The sequence below is a fragment of the Microbulbifer sp. MI-G genome (assembly GCF_030440425.1).
GTDB lineage: Bacteria > Pseudomonadota > Gammaproteobacteria > Pseudomonadales > Cellvibrionaceae > Microbulbifer > Microbulbifer spongiae.
This window is the reverse complement of sequence record NZ_CP098023.1, coordinates 3,419,929-3,445,174: the sequence shown is the minus strand read 5'-3', so window position 1 is coordinate 3,445,174 and position 25,246 is coordinate 3,419,929. Positions and strand designations below refer to the sequence as shown.

General features: G+C 42.1%; 21 protein-coding genes. 16 read left to right on the top strand and 5 right to left on the bottom strand.

Annotated features, from left to right (window positions below; all coding sequences use genetic code 11):
* The first annotated feature begins 127 nt into the window (after nt 1-127).
* Genes M8T91_RS14350 through M8T91_RS14300 form a run of 11 tightly spaced genes read left to right on the top strand, consistent with a single transcriptional unit; the run spans nt 128 to nt 10,995 of the window.
* Nucleotides 128-1,048 (top strand): VOC family protein, encoded by a 921-nt coding sequence (locus M8T91_RS14350; protein WP_301414850.1) that lies wholly within the window; start codon nt 128-130, stop codon nt 1,046-1,048.
* A 33-nt stretch (nt 1,049-1,081) separates the two neighbouring features.
* On the top strand, nt 1,082-1,963 hold the full coding sequence (locus M8T91_RS14345) for a CoA transferase subunit A (RefSeq protein WP_301414849.1): 882 nt from the start codon (nt 1,082-1,084) through the stop codon (nt 1,961-1,963).
* Nucleotides 1,920-2,765 (top strand): CoA-transferase subunit beta, encoded by an 846-nt coding sequence (locus tag M8T91_RS14340; protein ID WP_301414848.1) that lies wholly within the window; start codon nt 1,920-1,922, stop codon nt 2,763-2,765. Before M8T91_RS14345 ends, M8T91_RS14340 begins: the two co-directional genes overlap by 44 nt.
* 5 nt (nt 2,766-2,770) lie before the next feature.
* Nucleotides 2,771-3,706: an enoyl-CoA hydratase gene (locus M8T91_RS14335; protein ID WP_301414847.1), complete on the top strand. Its 936-nt coding sequence runs from the start codon at nt 2,771-2,773 to the stop codon at nt 3,704-3,706.
* Entirely contained in the window at nt 3,707-4,774 is a 1,068-nt protein-coding gene (locus M8T91_RS14330) for an NAD(P)H-dependent flavin oxidoreductase (RefSeq protein WP_301414846.1), read from the top strand. It abuts the gene before it with no gap.
* Entirely contained in the window at nt 4,774-5,535 is a 762-nt protein-coding gene (locus M8T91_RS14325; protein WP_301414845.1) for an enoyl-CoA hydratase family protein, read from the top strand. Before M8T91_RS14330 ends, M8T91_RS14325 begins: the two co-directional genes overlap by 1 nt.
* Before the next feature lie 10 nt (nt 5,536-5,545).
* Nucleotides 5,546-6,715: an acyl-CoA dehydrogenase family protein gene (locus M8T91_RS14320; protein ID WP_301414844.1), complete on the top strand. Its 1,170-nt coding sequence runs from the start codon at nt 5,546-5,548 to the stop codon at nt 6,713-6,715.
* Between the two features lie 2 nt (nt 6,716-6,717).
* On the top strand, nt 6,718-7,737 hold the full coding sequence (locus M8T91_RS14315) for an acyl-CoA dehydrogenase family protein (RefSeq protein ID WP_301414843.1): 1,020 nt from the start codon (nt 6,718-6,720) through the stop codon (nt 7,735-7,737).
* 2 nt (nt 7,738-7,739) lie between these two features.
* Nucleotides 7,740-8,888 (top strand): acetyl-CoA C-acetyltransferase, encoded by a 1,149-nt coding sequence (locus M8T91_RS14310; RefSeq protein WP_301414842.1) that lies wholly within the window; start codon nt 7,740-7,742, stop codon nt 8,886-8,888.
* Nucleotides 8,889-8,926: 38 nt separating this feature from the next.
* Nucleotides 8,927-9,817 carry an SDR family oxidoreductase gene (locus tag M8T91_RS14305; protein ID WP_301414841.1) on the top strand — a complete coding sequence of 297 codons (891 nt, stop codon included), beginning with the start codon at nt 8,927-8,929 and terminating at the stop codon, nt 9,815-9,817.
* 17 nt (nt 9,818-9,834) lie between these two features.
* A complete protein-coding gene (locus M8T91_RS14300; protein ID WP_301414840.1) occupies nt 9,835-10,995 on the top strand; it encodes an acyl-CoA dehydrogenase family protein in 1,161 nt (386 codons plus the stop codon).
* A 262-nt stretch (nt 10,996-11,257) separates the two neighbouring features.
* On the opposite strand, the gene M8T91_RS14295 is transcribed toward M8T91_RS14300, so the two are convergent.
* From M8T91_RS14295 to M8T91_RS14275, 5 genes are all read right to left on the bottom strand, one after another.
* A complete protein-coding gene (locus M8T91_RS14295; RefSeq protein WP_301414839.1) occupies nt 11,258-12,199 on the bottom strand; it encodes an alpha/beta hydrolase in 942 nt (313 codons plus the stop codon).
* A 44-nt stretch (nt 12,200-12,243) separates the two neighbouring features.
* Nucleotides 12,244-13,104 (bottom strand): SDR family oxidoreductase, encoded by an 861-nt coding sequence (locus tag M8T91_RS14290; RefSeq protein WP_301414838.1) that lies wholly within the window; start codon nt 13,102-13,104, stop codon nt 12,244-12,246.
* A gap of 23 nt (nt 13,105-13,127) precedes the next feature.
* Nucleotides 13,128-14,318, bottom strand: coding sequence for an acyl-CoA dehydrogenase family protein (locus M8T91_RS14285; protein ID WP_301414837.1), 1,191 nt, complete (start codon nt 14,316-14,318; stop codon nt 13,128-13,130).
* An 18-nt stretch (nt 14,319-14,336) separates the two neighbouring features.
* Complete coding sequence (locus M8T91_RS14280; protein WP_301414836.1) at nt 14,337-16,340, bottom strand: acetyl/propionyl/methylcrotonyl-CoA carboxylase subunit alpha; 2,004 nt, start codon at nt 16,338-16,340, stop codon at nt 14,337-14,339.
* 63 nt (nt 16,341-16,403) lie between these two features.
* The gene (locus M8T91_RS14275) at nt 16,404-18,026 is read right to left on the bottom strand and encodes an acyl-CoA carboxylase subunit beta (protein ID WP_301414835.1); all 1,623 of its coding nucleotides are present in this window, start codon (nt 18,024-18,026) and stop codon (nt 16,404-16,406) included.
* Nucleotides 18,027-19,703: 1,677 nt separating this feature from the next.
* On the opposite strand from M8T91_RS14275, the gene M8T91_RS14270 reads away from it, so the two are divergent.
* From M8T91_RS14270 to M8T91_RS14250, 5 genes are all read left to right on the top strand, one after another.
* Complete coding sequence (locus M8T91_RS14270) at nt 19,704-20,489, top strand: enoyl-CoA hydratase/isomerase family protein (RefSeq protein ID WP_301414834.1); 786 nt, start codon at nt 19,704-19,706, stop codon at nt 20,487-20,489.
* Between the two features lie 214 nt (nt 20,490-20,703).
* The gene (locus tag M8T91_RS14265; protein ID WP_301414833.1) at nt 20,704-22,074 is read left to right on the top strand and encodes an acyclic terpene utilization AtuA family protein; all 1,371 of its coding nucleotides are present in this window, start codon (nt 20,704-20,706) and stop codon (nt 22,072-22,074) included.
* 1 nt (nt 22,075) lies between these two features.
* A complete protein-coding gene (locus tag M8T91_RS14260) occupies nt 22,076-22,426 on the top strand; it encodes an AtuA-related protein (protein WP_301414832.1) in 351 nt (116 codons plus the stop codon).
* A gap of 429 nt (nt 22,427-22,855) precedes the next feature.
* Nucleotides 22,856-23,725 carry an SDR family NAD(P)-dependent oxidoreductase gene (locus M8T91_RS14255; protein ID WP_301414831.1) on the top strand — a complete coding sequence of 290 codons (870 nt, stop codon included), beginning with the start codon at nt 22,856-22,858 and terminating at the stop codon, nt 23,723-23,725.
* 76 nt (nt 23,726-23,801) lie between these two features.
* Nucleotides 23,802-25,199, top strand: coding sequence for an aldehyde dehydrogenase family protein (locus M8T91_RS14250; RefSeq protein WP_301414830.1), 1,398 nt, complete (start codon nt 23,802-23,804; stop codon nt 25,197-25,199).
* Nucleotides 25,200-25,246: the final 47 nt, after the last annotated feature.

Genomic DNA, 25,246 nt, shown 5'->3' with positions numbered 1-25,246 from the left:
TGGGATTTTCTACTTATAAGACATATTATTGCAAGATCAGATTATCCATCCGAAGAAAATAATAAATAAAAACCCGTAATTATTTATTGTAAAAATTAACTATCAGTTCATTTAAAGGAGAAATAATGTGTCAATCTCGGTCACTTCTGGCAAAGTGTCTAGTCTGGGTTACATCATTCTGCTGACACAGGATATCGATGCCTGGCGGGAATTTGGTTCGGATGTGCTTGGATTAATGCTAAATTCTGAAATCAGCAATGCTGAACAATTATTCTTCCGAATGGACAATCACCCCTCCAGGTTGATTGTGAAGCATCATGATTCAAATAAATTGGCAGCCATTGGTTGGGAGTGTTCTGGTAAAGAATCTTATGAGGCAGTTATTACCGCTATTGAGACTACGGGAGCAAAGGTTAAGCGCGGAAACGAGTCAGCGGCAGCTGAACGGGGAGTGACAGAATACGCAGGCAGTAAAGATCCTGACGGTAATCCATTTGAGGTATTCCATACACGTACTGGACTGCGTGATAATTTTCAATCCCCACTGGATATTGACAAGTTTGTAACAGGGAAACTGGGTATGGGACATGCAGTTATTCCTGCACCTAAAGTCACTGTAACGGAAGCATTTTATAAAAACGTCCTGGGATTCGGCGCAAGCGATAATCTCACCTTGCCTTCACCGACTGCGGGTATGCCGGATATGAATATTCGTTTTTTTCATGCCAATAATCCCAGGCACCACAGCTTGGCACTTTTTAACTGGCCAAATCCACTTGGTTTGGTGCATTTGCTGCTGGAGGTGTCGAGCGTGGATGAGGTTGGTACCTGCCTGGATCGAATACACGCAGGGAACTACCCTTTGATGGCAACGCTGGGACGTCATTGTAACGACAATATGCTGTCTTTTTATGTGATAGGTCCGGGTGGTTTTGCGATTGAATATGGGTGTGATGGTTTAAAGATTGATAGTGATAATTATCAAACAACCGTCAGCACCCGTGCGGATGTTTGGGGACATGATTACATGTCACCCGTTCCAGCCTGATTTGTGCTATTTAGATAAAGTAGAATAAATGTTATGAGTAAACTGATTTCCCATTTACAGGCTATTAACAATATCGAATCAGGCATGACCATTGGCATTGGCGGCTGGGGTCCACGTCGTAAGCCGATGGCGCTGATTCGAGAATTGTTGCGTAGTGAGGTGAGGGACTTAACAGTAGTTTCCTTTGGTGGTGCCGATGTCGGTATGCTGTGTGCCGCAGGTAAGGTAAAAAAACTGGTGTTTGCCTTTGTTTCTCTCGACTTTATTCCATTGGAACCCTATTTTCGACAGGCCCGCCAGAAGGCTGAAATTGATGTGATGGAAGTCGACGAAGGCTTGATGATACTGGGTTTGCGGGCGGCAGCTATGGGTGCTCCCTTTATTCCGACTGAGGTTGGATTGGGAACGGATGTGATCAGACGCAATAAAGATATTAAGTTGATCGACTCCCCCTATGACGACAGCAAAGAATGGGTAGCAATGCCGGCATTGAATTTGGATGTCTCACTGTTGCATGTTGACCGTGCCGATCAGCGCGGTGTCTGTCAAATAAAAGGGCCAGATCACTATATGGATGACCTATTTGCCCGAGCAGCGAAAAAAACACTTGTTTCCTGTGATGAACTGGTTGATACCAACTTTTTTCATAAGAATTCAGAAGAGGCACGTTATGTGTTCTGGGAGCGAAGTGTTACCAGTCATGTTGTGCACAGTCCGTTTGGTGCACATCCGAGTTCATGTAATCCACTGTATGGCATTGATGTCAGGGTTTTTAGGGAATATGCAGCCAGTGCCAAACGAAAGGATGGTTGGAATCAGTATTTCAAAGATTATATTTCAGTGAAGGAGTCTGTTTATCTTGAGAAGGTTGGTGGTGCTGATTTTATACGTACATTACCATTGCCAATCTATTAAGGTTATCTGGCTTAACTTAATCGTGATGAGAGAAAAAATAATACATAATCCATTAGCTGATCTTCTCATTTGTGCCTGCTCAAGTATTTGGGATGATGATTCTGAAGTGTTGGCTTCAGGAATTGGTTTGATTCAACGCCTGGCCGCGTCGCTGGCAATGATGAAGAATCCAAATCTGATGATGACTGATTCAGAAGCTTATATTGTTTCAGAACCAGTGCCCGTTGGACGACGCAATGGCTATGAACCCAGGCGTGAAACTTGGATGGGATTTTCAAGAATATTTGATAACGTTTGGAGTGGTAACCGACATGCATTGGTTGGTCCCAGCCAGATAGATCGGTTTGGACAAGCCAATATTTCGGCAATTGGAGACTATGAGCAACCAAAGGTGCAGATGTTGGGCATGCGCGGATTTCCGGGTAATTCTATCAGTCATGCCAATTCATTTTTTGTGCCCGTCCACAGTAGGCGCGTTTTTGTTGAAGGTGAAGTCGATACCGTCTGCTCAATCGGGTATAACCCTGCTCGGTTACCCAAAGGTTACTGGTTGGATGATATTGATATTCGAAGGATTATAACCGATCTGTGTGTAATGGACTTTGAACCGAATCATAAGAGAATGCGGATTCTCAGCTTGCATCCTGGCGTATCGGCAGACGAGGTTCAGGACAATACCGGTTTTGATCTGATTAGGCCTGATGGACTTGGCCAAACCGCTGAACCGACACCCCAGGAATTGGCAACCATCAGCGCATTAGATCCGAATAACCTGCGTATAAACGCTGTTAAAACGAGGTGAATACTGTGACTGGCGTGGATGAGAATACTCAAAGAGCGAATGAAACGGTAGACCGAGCCGGAACCGATATTATTTATGAAGAGAAGTACCCCGTTTTATATGATGTTGACGGTCCCATCGCTTATCTCACCCTTAACCGAGTAAAATATCACAATAGCCAAAACTCCCAAATGCTTTATGCACTGGATGATGGTTTTTATAAGGCCTGTAATGACGATCATATAAAGGTGATCGTTTTGCGTGCTAAGGGTAAGCATTTCTCTGCCGGGCATGATATTGGAACACCCGGTAGAGACTTTGACTATGGTCGTGATGATCGTCGTTCAATGAACTACAACCATGACAACAAGCCAGGTGCAGAAAAAGCCTATATTCGCGAAGAAGAGGTTTATCTGGAATTTTGTCGTCGTTGGCGAAGTGTGCCAAAACCAACCATTGCACAGATTCATAAAGGATGCATTGCAGGAGGGTTAATGCTGGCCTGGGTATGTGACCTGATCATTGCTTCGGATGATGCATTTTTTCAGGATCCCGTTGTTCAAATGGGCTTTCCTGGTGTTGAGTATTTTGCTCATCCATTTGAGCTAAATGTGCGTCTGGCTAAAGAGTTTTTGTTATTAGGGGAACGCTGGAGTGCTGAACGTGCCTATGCAGCCGGAATGATTAATAAAGTAGTTCCACGTCAGCAGCTTGAAACCACGGTGAAAAGCTGGGCTGATAAAATCGCAAAGCAACCCCGCCTGGCGTTATCTCTCAGCAAAAAATCCTGTAATCACATTGAAGATCTGCAGGGTAAACGGACCGGGATTGATGCTGTTTTTGCTATGCACCATTTTGCGCATGCCAACAATACCCTGGTGAAAGGGGATTATATTGCCGGTTTCGATGGTAGGAAGATGGCACAATCGAATAAGGTCTCGCTGAGAGAGAGCGAAAAATAAATGCATCCAACACTGTCGACTTCATTGATCAAAATACTGGGTTGTGATTACCCAATCATTCAGACGGCAATGGGTTGGGTGGCGACCAGTCAACTGGTTTGTGCGAGTATTCAGGCTGGTGCGTTCGGCTTCCTTGCTGCTGCGGTGATGGATCCGGCTGAGTGTGAAAGAGAGATTAAAAAAATCAAATCGGTTACGGATAAACCTTTTGGTGTGAATATTCATGGATTTCAACCTGGTGTTGAGCGTATTGTAGATCTGTGTATAGAGTATAAAGTCGCTGCATTATCCTACGGACGTGGACCAAATTCCAAACTTATTGACAAAGTGAAAGATGCGGGTTTGAAGTGTGTGCCGACTATTGGTAACAGTAAGCATGCTTGCAAAGCTGTAAAGATGGGTGCGGATATCCTTGTTTGTCAGGGACAGGAAGGAGGCGGACACACAGGAGCAATACCTACTTGGTTACTGCTGGCGGAGGTTCTTGACCTGAATCCCGGGGTGCCTGTTGTAGCATGTGGAGGATTTAAGGATGGTCGCGGGCTAGCAGCCGCCCTGACTTTTGGTGCTGAAGGAATTGCCATGGGAACACGTTTTATGATGAGTTCTGATAGCCCAACACCGAGTGCCACCAAAGCGGAGTATATCAAATCCCAGGTATCAAATATTCCCGTTTCTAGCAAACTGGATGGTCTCCCGCAACGAATGTTAATGAATCGTACTTTAGTTGAGCTGGAAAAATCATCAAGCTTCGGTATGTTAATACGCGCATTGAGAAATGGCTGGAAATATAAATCTAAAACCGGTATGCCTATAGTTCAGATTCTTAAAACAGCCTGGGAAATGGCAAGTAAAACTGATATGACACTGGGGCAAACTCTGATGGCGGTGAATGCTCCTATGATTATTCAAAAAGCAATGGTCGAGGGTAAACCGGATGAGGGCGTGTTGCCCAGTGGCCAGATTGCCGGTCTTATCTACGACCTGCCAAATTGCGCTCAAATGGTCTCTAAAATTATTGAGGAGGCTCAAATTAACCTGATGCGGGTTACAAGTACGGTGACGTAATGTCTATTAGAACCGAAGTCAATAACAGTATTGCCGAAGTGATTCTAGATCACCCGCCGGTCAATGCATTTAACGGCACGCTTTGGAATACAATTCCTAATATTATTACCACCTTAGGAAAACGACAAGATATTAAAGTCCTGCTTATTCGTGCCGAAGGCAGAGGTTTTTGTGCAGGTGTTGATATCAAGGAACTCGCGGAGAACTCGTCTGCTATTGTTGAGGTAAATAAAGGAAACTACGAAACATTTAAGGCGATTCATCATTGTGAAGTACCGGTTATTTGTGCCCCCCATGGCTTTGTGATTGGTGGTGGTATTGGTATGTGTGGCGCTGCTGACATCATTATCGCTTCTGAGGATTGCTTTTTTTCTCTACCAGAGATTGATCGAGGCGCCATGGGTGGCGCCGCCCATTTGCAGCGTTTTTTACCGCTACCTAAGGTGCGTGCCGCTTTCTTTACTGGCGAAAAAATACCGGCCAAAGAAGTATATCGTTTGGGTGGTATTGAAATGCTGGTGTCTCGTGAAATACTTCACAAGAAAGCCCGTGCCTATGCTGAAGTCATCGCCAGTAAATCCAGGGATGCACTGCGAATTGCCAAACAAGCCTTGAATGGTATTGAACCTTTTGACGTTGATGCAAGCTACCGCTGGGAACAGGGCTTTACCTTAGAAATGTACATGCTCAAACACAGCCAAAAAGCACGAGCGACGTATATGAAAATAGACAAATCGACAGAGTTACAAGAGCCTAACTAGGGTATGCTCGATGAAAACTAATTTCACACCTGAACAGAAAAAATTTCGTGCCGAGGTTCGTGAATGGTTGAATGCTCATGTTCCCAGAGAGCGCTTGCCTAGCTTTGATACAAAAGAGGGATTTGAACAACATCGGGCATGGGAAGGTGCACTAGCCTCCGGTAACTGGAGTAATGTTAATTGGCCCACAGAGTATGGTGGTAGAGGCCTTGATCTGATTTCCTGGCTTATTTTCGAGGAAGAATATTATCGTGTGGATGCCCCCTTACGGGTGAGTCAAAATGGTATCTTTTTGCTTGCGCCAACCATTATGGAGTATGGCAGTGAAGAACAAAAAGCACGTTTTCTACCACCAATGGCATCCGGGCAAGAAATTTGGGCACAGGCCTGGTCAGAACCGGGTGCGGGTTCTGACATGGCTGCCATCACAACAAAGGCTGTACGCGAGGGTGATTATTACCTGATTAATGGCCAGAAAACCTGGTCTTCACGAGCCGTGTTTGCTGACTGGTGCTTTGGGCTGTTCAGAACTGATGGGAACAGTAAGCAACATAAAGGCCTATCTATAATTCTTGTACCACTTAACAGTCCGGGTTTAACTCGTCGTCCAATTATGCAGCTGGATGGTGAGTCTGGTTTTGCTGATTTGTTTTTTGATGAGGTGCGTGTACCCGTTGGCAACCTGCTTGGACCAGAGCACGGGGGCTGGAATGTAGCGATGGTAACAGCAGGTTTTGAGCGTGGTTTATTACTGCGCTCGCCAGCGCGTTTTCAGGCAGCTGCAGCGCGGCTGATAACGCTGTATAAACAACATAAGGATCGCCTTTCTTTGGGAATTGGTGAGCAGGTTATACAAGCTTGGATGAACACAGAACGTTTTTGTGCAGCAACGTATCAACTTGTTTCACGTATACAGGCGGGTGCCTCAATATCATCCGAGGCCAGTGCCAATAAGCTTTTTTGGTCAGAAATGGATCGCCACCTGCATCGCACTGCTATGAGCATCATGGGTGCCCAGGCCGAAATCGAAGGCGGATTAGATGCAATAGACAATGGACGCTGGCTCGATGGTTATATGTTTTCCCTGGCGGGTCCTATTTATGCAGGGACGAATGAAGTCCAACGAAATATTCTGGCCGAGCGTGTTCTCGGTTTGCCCAGAGACAGGGCTGGAAAATAGCAATGGATTTTCGTTACACACAAATTCAACAGGATTTGATTGAAGCAGCGAGTGCGATGCTCAATGGTGAAAATAATCTGGAGCGTCTGCGTGACTTGATAAACGAAAGGAAGACAGGACAAATTGCTATAAATGCTCAGGGTAGTGGGCTGTCCCATATTTGGGGGCAATTCTCCGAAGTAGGATTGCTTGGTCTAATGGCCAGGGAGGCTGATGGTGGCCTGGAACAACCCCTTGTGCTTATGGCGGGAGTAGCCGAGGCCGCAGGCTATGTAGCATTGCCAGAGCCTCTGATTGAACTGGCTGGGATAGTGGTTCCGCTGTTATCTCAAATGAATAAACCGGAGTGTCTTACACAGGTGCTTGAAGGTCGCTTATTGGTAGGCATTATCACACCTCTATTACCCTTTAATAACACCACTGCCTATCATGATATGTTCATTGTTACCTCTGAGATGGGTGGTGAACTGGTATTGAAAAAAGATCTGAATTTGGAATCTAGACAATCGATTGACCCATTAAGAAAGCTTGCCAAAGCCAACAAGCCAAGTTCACAGAATGCCCTGGCAGACTACCACGGTGCGGTACTCAGTGCAGCACAATTACTTGGTTTGTCCAAACGCATGATTGATATGTCGTGCGATTTCGCAAAGAAAAGGCATCAATTTGGGCGGCCTATTGGTTCATTTCAAGCCATTAAGCACCAGCTCGCTACGGCATATATGCAGATTGAATTTACCAGACCAATGATTCAACTGGCAGCTCTACAGGGTGGCGTTGCAGTGCACAATGCAAAGCTGACTGCAATAGATACGGCTATGTTGGTGATCGAAACGGCCATTCAGGTGCATGGTGGTATGGGTTATACCTACGAAGTCGATTTACATCTTTTTATGAAACGCGCCTGGGCACTCTGTGGTGAGTGGGGTGACCGAAATTATCACATGAAAAAATTGGAAGAGTACTTGCTCAATAATGAGATGGATATTGGTCAGATTCAAACGTTTATCCAGGAAAATTGAAAATGACTGAAGCATATATCGCCGATGCTGTTCGAACGCCAGTGGGACGTCGCAGGGGCAGTTTAGCGGAGGTGCATGGCGCCGATCTGGGTGCTCAGGTACTAAAAAACCTGGTGCTACGCAATAATATACCAGATTTTGAGTACGATGATATCATTTTTGGCTGTGTGGACACGGTTGGTCCTCTGGCGGGCGATATTGCGAGAACCTGCTGGTTGGCTGCAGGGCTGAGTGATCAGGTGCCCGGTGTTACCATAGATCGACAATGTGGTTCATCCCAGCAGGCAGTGCATTTCGCGGCCCAGGCAATTATGGCAGGTACCCAGGATGTGGTTGTGGCGGGTGGCGTGCAAACTATGACACAGATTCCGATTAGTTCAGCTATGAGTCTCGCAGAGCCGCTTGGATTTACCGATCCTTACAGTGGCTCAAGCGCCTGGGTTCAACGCTATGGCAGTGAGCCACTTACGCAGTTCAAAGCAGCGCAGAGAATTGCTGATAAATGGGGTTTTTCTCGATCTGATTTGGAGGTCTATGCATTGGAATCTCATCGACGTGCGTTACATGCCATTGATAATGGATATTTTGACCGGGAGATATTGTCGCTCAATGGATTGAGCCAGGATGAAACCCCACGCCAAACCAGTTTGAAAAAGATGGCTGAGTTGGATTCTCTATTTGGTTGCGAGAAGGTTACGGCTGCAGTATCGAGCCAGACTTGTGATGCCGCAAGTGCTGTGTTAATCGTATCAGAAGCAGCGTTAAAGAAATATAATTTGACGCCACGTGCAAGAATTCATCACATGAGTGTTCGTGGTGATGATCCAATTTGGATGTTGACAGCGCCAATTTCAGCAACCAAATACGCGATGAAAAAATCGGGATTAACCCTAAATGATATTGATCTAGTTGAGGTTAATGAAGCTTTTGCATCGGTGGTAATGGCGTGGCTGAAAGAAATAGAATATCCGCATGACAAAACCAATGTAAATGGAGGTGCAATAGCTTTGGGTCATCCGCTGGGAGCGACAGGTACAAGACTGATGACCTCACTGCTGCACGAACTTGAGCGCACACGCGGTCGTTATGGACTGCAAACCATGTGTGAAGGAGGCGGTCAAGCAAATGTCACCATCATTGAAAGGATTTAATGGGAAAACCAAACCGAAAAAAGGTTGGCTAAAAAAACATGAGTAATCTCTGTAAAAATCGAATTGTTATTATCACAGGTGCTGGTAAAGGCCTGGGGCGTGCACATGCTCTGGCCTTTAGTGCCGAAGGTGCCACGGTAATAGTCAATGACATTGATGAATTATCCGCTCAGGCAGTCGTGGACAAGATTCAGGCGAGTGGAGGTACAGCAAGAATTAACAACTTTGATATTACTAATTATCAGGCCTGTACCGAAGCCATACAGGATACAGTTGATACCTATGGCGATCTTCATGTGATAGTAAACAATGCCGGCATCAATAGAGACCGTATGTTTGTCTCCATGACAGAAGATGATTGGGATACGGTTATGACCGTACATCTGAAAGGGCATTTTTGCTTGAGTTCTAATGCGGTGCGTTATTGGCGTACTCGATCAAAAGCGGGATATAAAGTCTCCGGGCGTATCATCAACACCAGTTCCGGTGCCGGGTTGCAGGGTTCGGTCGGTCAATCAAATTATGCAGCAGCAAAAGCGGGTATTGTGGCATTAACACTGAATCAGGCGGCTGAACTGGCGCGTTATAAGGTGACTGCGAATGCTATTACCCCATCGGCACGTACGAGCATGACAATGGCAGTTCCAACTATGGCAGAGCGCATGAAGAAGCCAGATAACAATAGTTTTGATTACTGGTCAGCAGCTAATGTATCGCCGCTTCTGGTCTGGTTAGGTTCAGAACAATCCGCGCATATCAGTGGTAAAATTTTTGAGGCTGAAGGGGGCAAGATTTCCATTGCCGATGGCTGGCGTAGTACCAAAGGCATTGATAAGGGCAATCGATGGCAACCGACGGAAATCGGTAGCGTCATGGATAAATTGTTGGCAAAAGAAAACCCTGCTCAACCGGTTTACGGTGCTGAATAACCTGGCGAAAATAGCCCATGGAATTTTCCTTTAATCCAGAGCAGCAGCATATAGCTGAAGTTGCCGATACCTTCCTGGGCTCTGTAGCAGGCAGTGAAGCAATGCGTAGGGCTATGAAAAGAGAATCTGGGTTTGAAGTTGATGTATGGCAGAAAATAACACAAAAAATGGGTTGGCACTTGACACATATTCCAGAGCAGTTCAATGGACTTGGTCTAGGTTATATCGAGCTTTGCATATTGCTTGAGCGGATGGGCGCTAATCTGGTTTGTGCGCCTTTCTATTCGACAGTTGTTTTTGGTGTGAATGCGTTATTGATAACGGGCACAAAAGCACAAAAGCGGCACTGGTTAGAACAGATTGTAACGGGACAAAAACGTTTGACGCTAGCCTATTCCGGACAAGGTCGTGGCTGGGGTACGAAATCTGTGACAGCCCAGTATCAAAAAAAAGATAACGATTTTATTATCAATGGTAATTATCACTATGTGATTGATGGCCATACAGTAGATGCATTGGTAGTTGCTGCCCGTGAAATTAAAAGTGGTAATTTGGGACTATTTGTATTGCCAACTAACACCGAAGGGGTGACTCGATGTTGGACCCCCTCGATGGATCAGACACGAAAACTCGCAACTGTAAAATTGTCTAATGTTATTCTGGACAAAGATTCTTTTATGGGCGAAGAATCTGGAGATAGTTTGGCCACCCTGGATAATATTCTGGCGCTAGCATGTATTGCGCTCGCCGCAGAACAAATGGGAGTTGCGGAAAAATCATTAAACATGACAGTGAGTTACATAGCTCAGCGCAAGCAATTTGATCGTGTGATAGGTGGCTTTCAAGCACTGAAACATAAAGCGGCTGATATGTTAAACAGAGTGGAATCTGCCCGTTCAGCTGTTTATTATGCCGCCTGTATAGCAAATGAATTTATGGCTGGCAATGACATGGGTGCAGAATTGCTGGAAGCTGCCAGTATTGCAAAAGCCTACTGTTGTGAAGCGGCGTATTTTAATAGTGGTTTAGCACTGCAAATGCATGGCGGAGTTGGTTTTACATGGGAGTACGATGTACACCTCTATTTTAAGCGTGCCAAGGCAGCTCAGGTCAGTCTCGGTGATACTGCCTGGCACAAAGAACGAATAGCTGATATTGTACTGGGTTCTGCTGATTAAGATAAGGTATTTAGCGTACTTCCCGAATTTCCCCACATTGCGTATAGTGCTTGATTCACATCTGTGTGACTCAAGCACTCATTGATCGAATATAGTGATGTTGAAACAGTCTGTAAGGTTAGATTATTGTTTTGATACAAACAATCTTTGTATCAAAGATTCAGCGTGTTATTTGTTACGATAATTCTTATGTACTTTGCTGCAGAATCTAGGTTGTAATTTTTATAAGAATGACTATGTGTCGGAAAGTCGAATATGCTGATTAGGACAATCGTTCATTAAAAAAACGACTGACACACGCTATAAATTTATATTCCTCGAAACGAATTACAGCGTGACGTGCATCATCATATATGACTAGTTCTTTCTCACCGCGTTTTGCTCCATAGAGATGTTGAACATATTTTAATGGTGCAATTTTATCCTTGCGTCCATGGACAAACAAAACAGGAACATTATCTGGAATTTTCTTGACTAAATCCAACTGTGGTCCACGACAACGAAGCGCATTTTTTAACCCTGCTCCAACCAGCAGCATGAGTACCGAGCCAAAAAAATAACTTATCCATATGGGAATCCACCGATAAAGTCTTTGAGCAATAAATTTTACATTGTACCCAGAACTTTCAGCGACAACAGCACTAACACGCCGGTCGGAGCTTGTAATTGCAATTGCTGCAGCACTTCCACTTGAGACGCCTACAATACCGACCTTGTCATGCTGTTTGTTTTTTTCGATAAAATCAAGTGCTGCTAATAAATCTCGAGCTTCACGTATACCGATGGTTGTCATCCCTCTTGGATCAAAATCACTTGCGCCATGATTGCGGCCATCGAGCATCAACATTGCAAAACCAGCATTATTTATTGCAGGAAGTAAAGGAAGATAATAGCGCCGATCATCCAGACCGCCGTGCAGTGCAATGATAACAGGCGGGCTTTTAGCATTTTGGAGATCCTTTTCTGGAGGCGGTACATACCAAGCATGGATTGTTAACCGGTCAAATGTGACAAATGAAATATTCTCATAGTTGAATCCTCTACTTAAGGGTGTAGCACCTTGCTCTACTGGTGGTAGTATTGAGTCATAAGGCTTTTTATGTCTTAAATGTTGACTGTATATAATAAATAATGCAGTGCCGATAGCCCAAAAAAACAGAAATCCAAAAAAATAAGTGATTATATTTAAAAAAATGTTAATCACTCAATGCGCTCCTTATATCAATATATTTTTGGCTAAAATAAAATCTAAATATTTTTAAAGAACTCAGGTTTTTGACAGGCCCATAGTTCACCCCAATAACGTCCGCCGCCATCAAGTGTAATGACTTCTCCTGTCATAAAATTTGAAGCATTGCTGCCAAGATAGCCAACCAATTCAGCTACTTCCCATACTGTTCCAAAACGTTTCATGGGATTTGAGCCTGTAAAGGATTCTACTGAGGAAATATCGTAAGCATGCATTCCTTCAGACGAAATAACGCCGGGCGCGATGCAGTTAACTCTAATATTGAAAGGTGCCCACTCTACGGCTACAGTTTTTGTCGTATATATAATACCAGCGCGGGCTGCGCAGGTATGGACGATATCGAACATGCCTCGATCAATAACAGTAGTCATATTAATAATATTACCGGGTCGACCGTGGCTTCGCCATTTTTTTGCTGCGGCCTGCATCATAAACCAGGTGCCATTGAGGTTATTGTCAATAACGGCTTTCCAGCCGTTGGGGCTAATATCAATAGCGGGTTTTGGGAATTGACCACCAGCATTATTGAACAGAATATCGATGCCCCCTAACGTCTGCCAAATATCCTCGAATAGCTGATCTACAAAAGTGGCATTGCGAATATCTATTCGTCGGATCTCAACATCGAGCTGTGCTTTAGACATCACTTGGGCAGCAGTTTGAAGTTTATCCATATTGCGACCACAGAGAATGACTTTAGCGCCGAGTCGAGCATATAACCAGGCACTGGCTTTACCGATACCACTTCCACCTCCAGAAATTAGAATCTGTTTGCCTTTAAAAAGATCCGGAGAATAGACAGTGGGAGCGGATGCAAGTTGGGCATCGCTCATACCAAATGCAAGTTGCCGCTCTGTCATAACTCAAACCTATGCTGAGTAAATTAGCTCTTGAAAAGTTCACTGGCAATAATAATTTTTCTTATTTCTGTCGAACCTGCACCAATCTCTAACAATTTTGTTGTGCGAAATAAACGGTTGATTTCTGACTCCCAAATATAGCCGTTGCCACCAAATATTTGTACACTATTGTCAAGCACCCGATTGCACATATTGGCACAATACATAATCGAAGCGGCAGTTCGTGCATGAATGTCGCCTTTGCCTGCCTGAGTTTCATCTACTTCATTGATTTCTGCCAAAATACTCCAGCAGAATGTTTTCATAGTTTCTACCCAGACATACATATCAGCTAATCGTGACTGAACCATTTGAAATTGTGCAATGGGTTTACCAAACTGCTTACGGGTTTTGGCAAATTCGAGACTTAATGATAATGCACGTTCTGCAGTGCCTACACTAATCGGAGCAACCATGGATCTCTCAAAATCCAGTCCACTCATAACTACTTGATGACCTTGATGTTCATCACCAACAATATTCTCCAGTGGAACACGAAGGTTCTCGAAAAATAATTCCGCAGTTTGACTTCCTCGAAATCCCATTTTGTTCATCTTTTGCGCGACTTTAAATCCCGGCATATCACTTTCCACGATAAAGGCGGTAATACCCTTTGAACCTTTACCAGGGACTGTTTTGGTGTACACCAGACATATATCAGCAATGGGTCCGTTGGTGATATAAATCTTGCTACCGTTTAATATATAGTGATCATTCTCTCTTATTGCCCTTGTATTCATTGAGCCAAGTGCATCAGAACCCGCACCGGGCTCTGTTAAGCCAAGGCAACCAATAATTTCGCCGGAACAGAGTCTCGGTAGATATTTTTCACGGAGATGATCAGATCCATTTTTATCTATATTATTGGCACATAGATTGTCATGAGCAACCCACGCCAATGCCAGCGCATGATTCCAGCGAGAAAAGGCCTGGCAAATCAGCCCTGCCGAAAGCATATCAAGGCCCACACCGCCATATTTTGGGCTGACAGTGATACCCAAAAAGCCCAGTTTCCCTAGTACTTGCATAATATCGCTTGGCCACCACTCTTCATCATCCATCCTTTGCGCCAAAGGATATAATTGTTCTCTGGCGTATTTGTCCGCATGATCAAGTATATTCTGTTGTTCATTGGTAAGCGTAAATTGATTTTTCATTGTTATTTCGTCTTCCATAGATTTTGATATTGGATATCAGTTTTCAATTTCAAGAAGGATGTCGTCTGTTGCAATTTGTTCGTCTGCTTTTACATTCAGTGTTTGTACAGAGCCATCTATCGGGGCTAGAATAGAATGTTGCATCTTCATCGCCTCTAGTACAACAAGCCGCTGACCTTTCTTAACTTCATCACCCTCAGTCACTTCAATACCAATAATTACTCCATGCATAGGCGCTCTAATTATGCTAGCGGTGGCATCAATATTGATATTTTCTACCCCTGCAATGATATTAGTAAGTTTAAATATAGTGGCTCCAGATATAGCTATATGTATTAACTTTTCGTCCTCGATACAAAAAATGGCAGATACGGTGCGCCCATTGACAATAAGTTTTGCACGATCAGTTGTTATTTCTAACACCGTGATATTTATTTCATGTTCTAGGAGTGATACTCTATAGGAACCCCCAGCTTTATCTGGAGAAGATATTGAAATAATTAATTGACGCCCATTAATTTCATAACAGCGCAAGCTTTGTAAAACAGCAACACTCGACCAGTCAAGAAGTTCAGAACTCATATTCGATGCGACTGATTGGTAATGCCTCATCGCTGAAATGTGTTGTATTACGGCAGCAATAGCACAGTTCGTATAGATATTTTCATCTATATTTTTATTTTGTATAGGAGTTTTTGCAAAATTTTCAGCGATAAAACCAGTTGTTGATTTTCTATTGATAAACTGCTCGTTTTTTAACGCCGCAATCAGAAAATCACGATTTGTTTTTATGCCAAACAGAGCTGTATTATCCAGAGCCTTGATCAATTTTCTGCGAGCCTCCTCACGGCATGAACCATGGGCAATTATTTTTGCCAACATCGGATCATAAAAAGGGGTCACCACTGAACCGGATTCAATACCTGAGTCTACCCTGATACCCGAAAAACTGGGCTCTATCCACTTAGTGACAGGTCCTGCGCATGGTAAGAAGTCATCATCTGGATCTTCAGCATATAAACGTACTTCAATAGCATGGCCTTGTAGCTTTATATCAGATTGTTTTAAATCAAGTGATTCTCCTTGAGCAATTTTTAATTGAAGTGCGACCAAATCGTGCCCTGTTATCATCTCGGTTACGGGGTGCTCTACCTGTAAGCGTGTGTTCATTTCCAGAAAATAAAATGTGCCTTCTTTATCGAGTAAAAATTCGACAGTACCAGCACCAATATAATTGACTGCTTTTGCAACACCAATAGCCGAATTGCCCATCTTTGCACGCAATTCAGGGATCATCACTGGACATGGTGCTTCTTCAATAACCTTTTGATGTCGCCTTTGAACTGAGCAGTCTCGTTCTGCAAAATGCACAATATGGCCAAAGGAATCAGCAAGAATCTGAATTTCGACATGACGAGGCCTGTTTATTGCACGCTCGAGAATCAGCGTATCAAAGCCGAATGTTTTCTTGGCTTCCAGTCGAGCCATATGAATACTATTGGATAATTCAGATAAGCAATCAATCCGGCGCATGCCAATCCCTCCACCACCCGCGGCAGCTTTAACCATCAGTGGAAAACCAATTTTTTTTGCCTCTGCTATCAGAATTTCATCGGATTGGTCTGAACCTTGATAGCCAGGTAAACAAGGAATGCCAGCATCGATCATCGCACGTTTTGAAATGGCCTTGTCGCCCATGATATTAATGGCGTGATGATCTGGACCCACAAAGATAAGATCTTCTTCCTGTACAAGCCGGGCGAATTCTGCATTTTCAGATAAAAATCCATAGCCGGGATGAATTGAGTCTGATCCAGAGATTTTTGCAGCTTCAATTATTTTCTCCGGATTAAGGTAAGAACTGTCAGCTGCTGATAATCCTATGTAAACAACATCATCTGCAAACCTGACATGTGGTGCCTTAACATCTGCATCAGAATATACTGCAACCGTTTGTATCCCCATTTCTTTTGCTGTTCGCATAATGCGTAAAGCGATTTCACCGCGGTTGGCAATTAGGAGCTTCGAGATTTTTCTCATGATGTTGTAATAGTTGATTTCATTGTCAGGTGTAGGAGCTAGAATGGGAAAGAACCTGGTTAACTAAAATCTAGCGACTCCATAACTGTTAGCTTGACATTTGCGTATAACAGCTTCTGAGCAGGTCTCTAGCGCAAAACCCAGTACTCTACGTGAATCTCTTGGATCTATAACACTATGTACCAAATTCCGACCAGCAGTATAAAAAGCATCTTGTTGTCTGATAAAATAGTCTGTAATAAATTTTTCTTGTTTTACTAAAGCGGACCTGTCAACTTTTTTTCCCTTACGGGTAGCAATTGATTCAGCGACCTGTGTCATGGTTTTAGCCGCTTGCTCACCACCCATCACATTGGTTGCTGCGTTAGGCCATGCAAACAAAAAATCTGGTTCATAGGCAGCGCCACACATACCGTAATTACCAGCACCGAAACTTGCGCCAATGATCATCGATATTTTTGGAATCCTGATATTGGATACCGCTTGTATCATTTTTGCACCGTGTTTAATCATGCCTGCCCTTTCAGATTCAGTACCAACAAGGTATCCAGTTGTGTTGTGTAAAAAAATTAATGGTAATTCGGTTTGATCACAGAGTTGGAAAAATTGGGCTGCTTTGGTAGCGCCACAAGGATCAATTGGGCCATTATTAGCAATAATTCCACAAGAAAACCCCATAATACTTGCATGTAAACAAATTGTTGCACAGCCATAGCGTGGTTTGAATTCGTCAAACTCCGATGCATCAACAATACGAGTAATTACCTCCCGAATATCGAATGGATCTTTATAATTAATTGAGACAATACCAACGAGTTCCTCAGAAGATAATAATGGTTCTTTCGTAGCGAAGCGATGAGGTAAGTGTAAATTCTTATTCCACTGAAGACGACCTATGATGTCACGAGCTATACTCAGACCATGGGCATCATTTTCTGCCAGATATTCAACCAAGCCGGATACATTTGCATGCATTTCAGAACCTCCCAGCTCACGTTCTTCGGCTACTTCACCTGTTGCGGAATGTACTAGAGCTACTCCGCCCAAAGCAGCCAGGCCATTTTCTTTAACACCTACTACAAAATCTGAAAGTCCTGGCATATAGGCACCTCCCGCAGTAGAGGGACCGTGTAAAACGGTCAGGCTCGGAATTCCGGCAGCACTGAGCTGAGCTAGGTTCCTGAAGAGAGCGCCGGCCTCTACCCAGTTTTCTACAGTAAATTCCATCAGGTTGGCACCTGCACTTTCGACTAAATGAACCAGAGGCAGTTTTTGTCTTCTAGCAATACTTTGAATGCTCAGTCCAGTTGATACTGTAGTAGGCGTGTAAGAACCTGCACGAATACCACTATCATCAACCCATATCATACAGCGAACCCCTTTTATGAAACCGATGCCACAAATAACGCTGGCGCCTGGGATACTTGTTTCAGGATTGGAATCTTCAAACAGGTAGTTTGATAATGTATGCAGTCTTAGAAACGGCATACCGGGATCAAGTAAATGTGCGATACGATCATGGGGTGGAATCTGTCCGCGTTTTTCAAAGATTGAACGGCGTTTATTTGATGCTTTTATTGCTCTTGTTTCAAGATCACGCAGCTGCTTGACCAGTTTTAGCATACCGACACGGTTATTTAAAAATCTTTCAGATAAAGGCTTTACTTGTGATTTAAACGTTGACACTGTAGTCTTCCAGAATGTGTAGTGTTTTATACTTTTAATTTAACTTTAGTTATAGATATGCGATCAATAACATCCGATCAAATAAATTTTTACTAGTTGTCTCCGCCATTTGTAAAACTAGATGACTTACATGAACTAAAACAAAGCTGAATGTTGTGATTTTTAAACTAATTTTGAATTATAATATATCGTTTACTGCCACATATTTGAATAATTTTCCCATACCCTTTTCTGTATCATAAGATTGTTTTCACTCAGAGTAATTAGTATTCGATTCATCATTTGATGTTTAGTATGGGCCACTCGAATTGACTCAGGGGTATTGATATATTATTTTCTTGGATTTGAACTTTGTCTTCACTGTCTATCATTTGAGTCATCTTGGGGTTTCATTTTAGTTATTGATCTGGATCGTTTTGGTTCTGTATGGCGTTATTTTTATCCTGCCGGGATACGTTTATTTTGATATACTAAGACTCAATTCTATAGGTTGTCATTGCAGTTTTACATCTGTCATTTTAAGTTTTAACTCGGCGGAAATATAGCGATGCTATATTGCTAGAAATCTCATTCAATATCCGTATACTTCCATCACTATATAGTTGCCGGGTTGATAAGGCACACTTGACATTTGAAATCTGAATAAAATATACTTATAAAATACGCTTTGTCCAATGAAAAGTGTAACAATTTTTAATATCAGCTTTGTCTTCTCAAAAAATTTCTAAGATTTCTACTGAAAGTATGATGTTGGGTTTCTCGGAGCTGGTAGTATCTTAGACTGATTACTCTGACAGATAAGTGAATGATTATTACTTTGCAAAGCATTCTTTATGAATTTGTAGAGACATTTTAGATTGTTTTACTAGTCTCAAGATCAATATTTTCCATGAAAAAGTAAATCAATGTGCGGGGCATGATTCAGTACTGACATAGTATTTTTCCATTACACTATTTCTTACCATCGATGAATGATATAATTTTTAAAATTACATCAATATATATCCCCCGAGCAACAATCATTAACTAATGATTATTTTATAAATCAATTTTAAGATTTAAATGATATTCAAAGAAACTGTGCTTTCAGAATACACTATTTTAGATACCTGGAGCACTTGTGATCGATAGAGTTCCGAAGAATATGAGGTCATAAGCAGACAGATAGCGATACTGTTGGGTTCGAGTTTGAATTTTTAACAATAAGAAAATACAACTTTTGATCCTAGAAATTATTGCTTTGATATCGAAAAGATCGTCATTAGGGCCTATACATATTGTCTGGAAAAAACAACCTCTTGGTTAAGAGGTCTACATTAACTTTTGATTAAGCTCAATTCTGAAAGTTGGTATTTTTATATGCTTTGTAACCGCATATTGATATAAATAATAATATTTAAAGCGGTATACAGGCAGTAATGTCCGCTACAGGTTGAAAATAGGATTTTTTGTTCGGTTATGCCGGACACTGTTAATGGCAAACAGATTGCGATAGAAATAGAGCTTTGACACTATCGTTTCACGCTGGATTTCCGAATACAATATAAGTGACAAAGTGATACCACAGAAGCTGATAAATTAGCTTTTCTTTGTGTGATGACCAATAAAAGACAGATTTTAATTAAAAATTATTAATGTGTTCCAACTACAGAAATGTCTGATATTAGGGGTAACCCAGTGTCGAATACTTTGATCGAATCCCTGCAATCCGATGGTGTTATGTACCTAACCATGAACCGTCCAGAGGTCCACAATGCATTTGATGAGCATCAGATTGATCAACTGACAGCTGCTCTTCAAAGAATTAATAAAAATGTCCATATAAAAACAGTTATTCTCGGTGCCGAAGGAAATAGTTTCTCGGCAGGAGGCGATCTAAACTACATGCGGCGTATGGGGAACAATAGTTATAAGGAAAACCTAACAGACGCGAGACGTCTGGCAAATTTAATGAAAACATTGAGTACGATTTCAGTACCAACTATTGCGCGGGTACAGGGCGCGGCTTTTGGTGGTGGAGTGGGTTTGATTAGCTGCTGTGATTTTGCCTTTGCTGCCTCTGGGGCCAAATTCAGTCTTAGCGAAGTCAGGCTCGGTATGGTCCCAGCTACCATTGCCCCTTATATTATTAAGGCAGTTGGTCAAAAAGTCGCGAGTAGATTATTCATGAGCGGAGAAGTGATTGACTCTGATCGCGCCTGGCAACTTGGTCTGATCAGCCATTTATCTGATCCGAAATCCCTGGATTTGGATATTCAGGCTTTTACGAAAAGTCTATTGAATAATGCCCCGATAGCTGTAAAAAAAGCAAAACATATCGTTTCGGAGATAACCCAGGATTCGATAGATGACGAAATTATCCAAAAGACTATAAGTTTAATTGCTGATCTTAGAGAATCAGAAGAGGGAAAAGAAGGATTAAATTCCTTTTTGGAAAAGCGTAAACCCAAATGGATTTCATGAATCCTGGTTGTGAATTAAACTAACTAATTGATATTGATTTATAAGCACAATCTACCAAGAAAAACATCCAATGATTCTGGTGATAGATAGTTGCAAAAATTTGTCTATACTATTTTGATCTGTTGAATAAATATAGCTATTTTCAGGATATGATATGGAGATGTTTAAATTCATAGTTGCCTGAGATAATAATCAGATTTTTAGAGAGTAACATATGAAAAAAAAATCCATCATACGCATTGCCAATGCGCAGGGTTTTTGGGGTGATAGCGCCCTTGGACCTAAGCAGTTGCTTGCAGAAGAACAGCTTGATTACATTACTTTGGATTATCTCGCTGAAATATCACTGAGTATTATGCAGAGACAAAAAATGCAGAATCCTGATAAGGGTTATGCAATGGATTTTGTCGAATTGCTAAAAAACATAGTGCCTGTATGTAAAGAAAAAGGGATCAAAATTATCGCCAATGCAGCAGGGGTTAATGCAAAGTGTTGCCTGAGGAATACAAAATCTACATTAAAATCATTAGGTTTACACGGTATTAAAATTGGCATCGTAGAGGGTGACGATATTCTGAAAAATATTAACCGGTTTTTATGCAGTGGTCATGAGATGAGAAATATGGAAAGCGGCGAGAGGCTAAGCAGTATATTAGAAAAAGTATTAAGTGCTAATGTATATATTGGTGCACAACCTATTGTTGATGCATTGAATCAGGGTGCTGATATTGTCATCACTGGCCGTATAAGTGATCCGTCTCTTACACTTGCCCCTCTGGTACACGAATTTAAATGGTCAATGAGCGACTATGATAAACTTGCCGCAGGTACCATTATGGGACATTTGCTCGAATGCGGAACACAGGTTACCGGGGGAAATTATACTGACTGGAAGGAGGTATCTGGATTTGCCAATATGGGCTATCCGATAGTTGAAGCACAGACTGATGGAAGCTTTGTTTTAACTAAAGCTGAAAACACTGGTGGGTTAGTTAATTTAGCTACAGTCACTTCACAGTTATTGTATGAAATCGGCGATCCGAAAAACTATTTTGGACCAGATTGTACTGCTGACTTTACCAGCATAAAACTCACACAACAAAGTAAAAATCGAGTTGCAATTTGTAATATAAAAGGAAAAGCGCCTACATCTAGTTATAAGGTTTCCATTTCTTACGAAAAAGGGTATAAAATACTCAGTACACTTTGTGTATCTGGCCCCGATGCTATAGAGAAGTCGAACTTGATTTATAAGATGGTCTTTGATCGTCTTGCTATACACGGCATAGAGATACCAGAGCAAGATCGATTTATAGAAATTTTTGGTACTAATGTTCTGTATAAAGGATTGGTACCAAAAAATCAGCAGCCTCATGAAGTTTTGGTGCGAATTGGTGCTAGAGGCTCGGATGCAAAAAAACTGGATGTACTTGGTTCAGAAATTGCTCCTCTTACTACGTCCGGTCCCCCAGGTATTACCGGCTTTTCCGGTGGTAGGTCGCGTGCCAAAGCCGTTGTGGGTTACTGGCCTGCCTTGATTGACAAAAGTGAAATCACTACTTCGGTGCGTGTTGAGGAAATTTAATATGGCAATTGTTAAATTACAACAGTTGGCTATTGCCCGTTCTGGTGATAAAGGCAATATCAGCAATATTGGGATTATGGCCAGAAGTAGCGATATTTATGAGTATTTGTGTAAAAAACTGACAGCGGATGTGGTTAAATCCTATTTTAAAGAAATTACCTTCGGTAATGTAATACGCTATGATCTACCGAATCTGAATGCGTTCAATTTTATATTAGAAGATGCCTTAGGTGGCGGTGGAACAGAAACATTGCTTACTGATGCTCAGGGTAAAGTATATGGTGCAGGCTTATTACATTTGGAAATGGATATCCCCGATAAATTGTTTGAGTCAATTACTATGACGAAATAATAACTTACTCTCATGCAAGTTAAGCTTTCGATGAAAATACAATTCTAAATACTCGCAAAAAGCAGTATCTAAATTTCTTAACATAAACAAAGCAGAATTTCCTGGAAAATATATTGTTTGGAATTGATTATACAATGTGTGGGAGATCTATATAAATGACCTGTTTTTAATTTCCATCATCACCATGAATTTTGCATATATAGAATAAATGTCGTTATTGGTTTCATTATACAACTTTTATTGAGATCGACTCAGTGAATACCAGTTATATGACTTACAGATCAACAGAACTTATTTAAAAGTTTGAACAAAAAAATATAGTCAAAGCAAAAAAAAGTAAAACCATTCGGAAAATCCAGTACACTGAATCAATTTAGTGCGTGTATAGATACAAACCCTACTTTTAATAATCACAATGTAGAGACTACTATGAAAACCGCGTTTATCACTGGAGCCGCAGAGGGGCAGGGGCTTTCCTTGGCACTAAAGCTGGACGACTTGGGCTGGAAGGTATTTGCAGGTGTTCTACCTGGCCTTGATACCTCCAAGCTGACTGTCAGTGGCAGGAACATCATTCCAGTCGAACAAGATGTATCCACCACAGATTCTGTTGTCCAGAGTTCAGAAACAGTAGCGTCGAAACTAAATGGCGCCGGATTGAATTTGTTGGTAAATAATGCAGGAATCGCAAATTTGGCACAGGGGGTTATTGAGGGGTTGGATATAGAGGATTTACAACAGTTGTTTGAGGTTAACACCTATGGTCAATTACGAACAGTGCAAGCCTTTTTGCCGATGTTAAGAGCAGTTGCACCTGAGGCTCGTATCCTGAATTACGCCTCTGGAGTGGTTATTGCCAATACACCTGGGGCAGGTGCTTACACCATGAGTAAACATGCGGTTACCGGCATGACGCTTACATTACGTCATGAACTGGCGCCATTGGGAGTACAGGCCACTACTATCATGCCCGGGGGGGTCAAGACCAGTATGACCAAGGATATTCACCGGACAACTCAAGAAATCTGGAACCAGATTAGCGACAATATTCGTACAGTATATGAACCCCATCTTCGTGAAGCTACAACTCAAATATTGCCTGATATGGTCGTAAATCGGGGTAATTCTGTCGAAGAAATGACCGAGAAAGTACTTAAGATTATTGGCACCGTTAAATTAAAACCGATTTATCTAGTTGGCAAAGATGTCAAGCCACTCGGTATTATGCGTCGCTGGCTGTCGGATAGTACCTTGGAAAAACTGATTCGTATGAGCTATAAAATCGATACTCGTTATTAATTATACAGTGTCTATCTTCACCAATATCCAGGAGTATCTTTTTCGCCATATCTTAAATTTCCACTGGAGTAATACAATGACCATATCGTCCATATTTAATGCACAGAAATCAAATCATGGTGTACTACGAGCACGCTCATCGCAACAGCGTATTCGTCAATTACAGGCCCTAAGGGCGAAATTAATACATCGTAAGAGGGATATCTGTGATGCGCAGAATAAAGAATTGAAGACCTGTGATATGGACACCGAAGCACAATTAATGATGCTTAACATTGAAATTGATTTTATCTGTAAACACTTGTCACGATGGATGAAACCAAGAAGAGTAAAAAACAGCCAGGCAACCATGGGTAAAAAATGTTATATTCAATATGAACCCAAAGGGTCAGTACTTAATATTTCAACCTGGAATGCACCCATCGCAATTAACATTATGCCAATTATCGGTGCTTTAGCAGCTGGTAACAGCGCTATTATCAAGCCCTCAGAGTTAGCACCACATACAGCGACAGTTACCAGCGAAATTATTAGTGCTATTTTTCCACGAAATCAATGTGCTGTATTTGAAGGCGGGCCGGAGATTGCACAGGAGCTATTAAATCACCCGTTCAATCATATCTACTATACTGGTGGCCATCGAGTAGGTCGTATTGTTATGAAGGCAGCCGCAGAAAATTTTTCAGACATCACGCTGGAAATGGGTGGAAAGAACCCAGCTATAATAGATGCCACTGCAGAAGTGAGTAATGCTGCACTCAAACTTGCCTGGGGACGTATGGCGAATGCCGGTCAAGTGTGTATCGGACCTGATTATATTTTAGTTGATCAAATGGTTGAGCAATCATTTATTTCTGCTGCTAAGGCCGCATTGATAAGATTGTATAATCCACGTGGATATGGTTTTAAAAATTGTGCAGAGTTTCCTCGTCTTATCTCCGATAGCCATTTTGAGCGAGTTAAAGGTTTGATTGATGACGCCATCAGCAAAGGTGCAATACTGGAATTTGGTGGTGAATATGACGCAGAACAGCGTTATATATCACCAACTATTTTAAGTGGTGTGAGCGATACTATGGCCATTATGCAGGAGGAGGTATTTGGTCCGGTTATGGTTGTTATTGGTTGCGAAAACTCTGAACAGATGCTGTCAGCAATCAAGCGTCAGCACAAACCACTGGCACTTTATATCTTTTCCAAAAACCGATCTACAATCAATTATTTCTTGCATAATACATCAGCGGGATCTACCGTAGTAAATCATAATTTGATCCAATCTGGAACCAATCCGAACCTGGCTTTTGGTGGAGTAAATCATAGCGGTACTGGTCGAATTGGTGGGTTTCAGAGCTTCCTAGAGTTCTCTAATCCACGCTCAATAGTAGAATCCCCCCTAGGTTGGCGTGATATTAATATCAATTTTCCACCTTATTCAAAAATTTACAAAAAATTAGTTGCCAAAATGCTAAGTTAACGGGCTGAACATTATTATCTAAACCAGTATATAGAGTAGAAAGATTG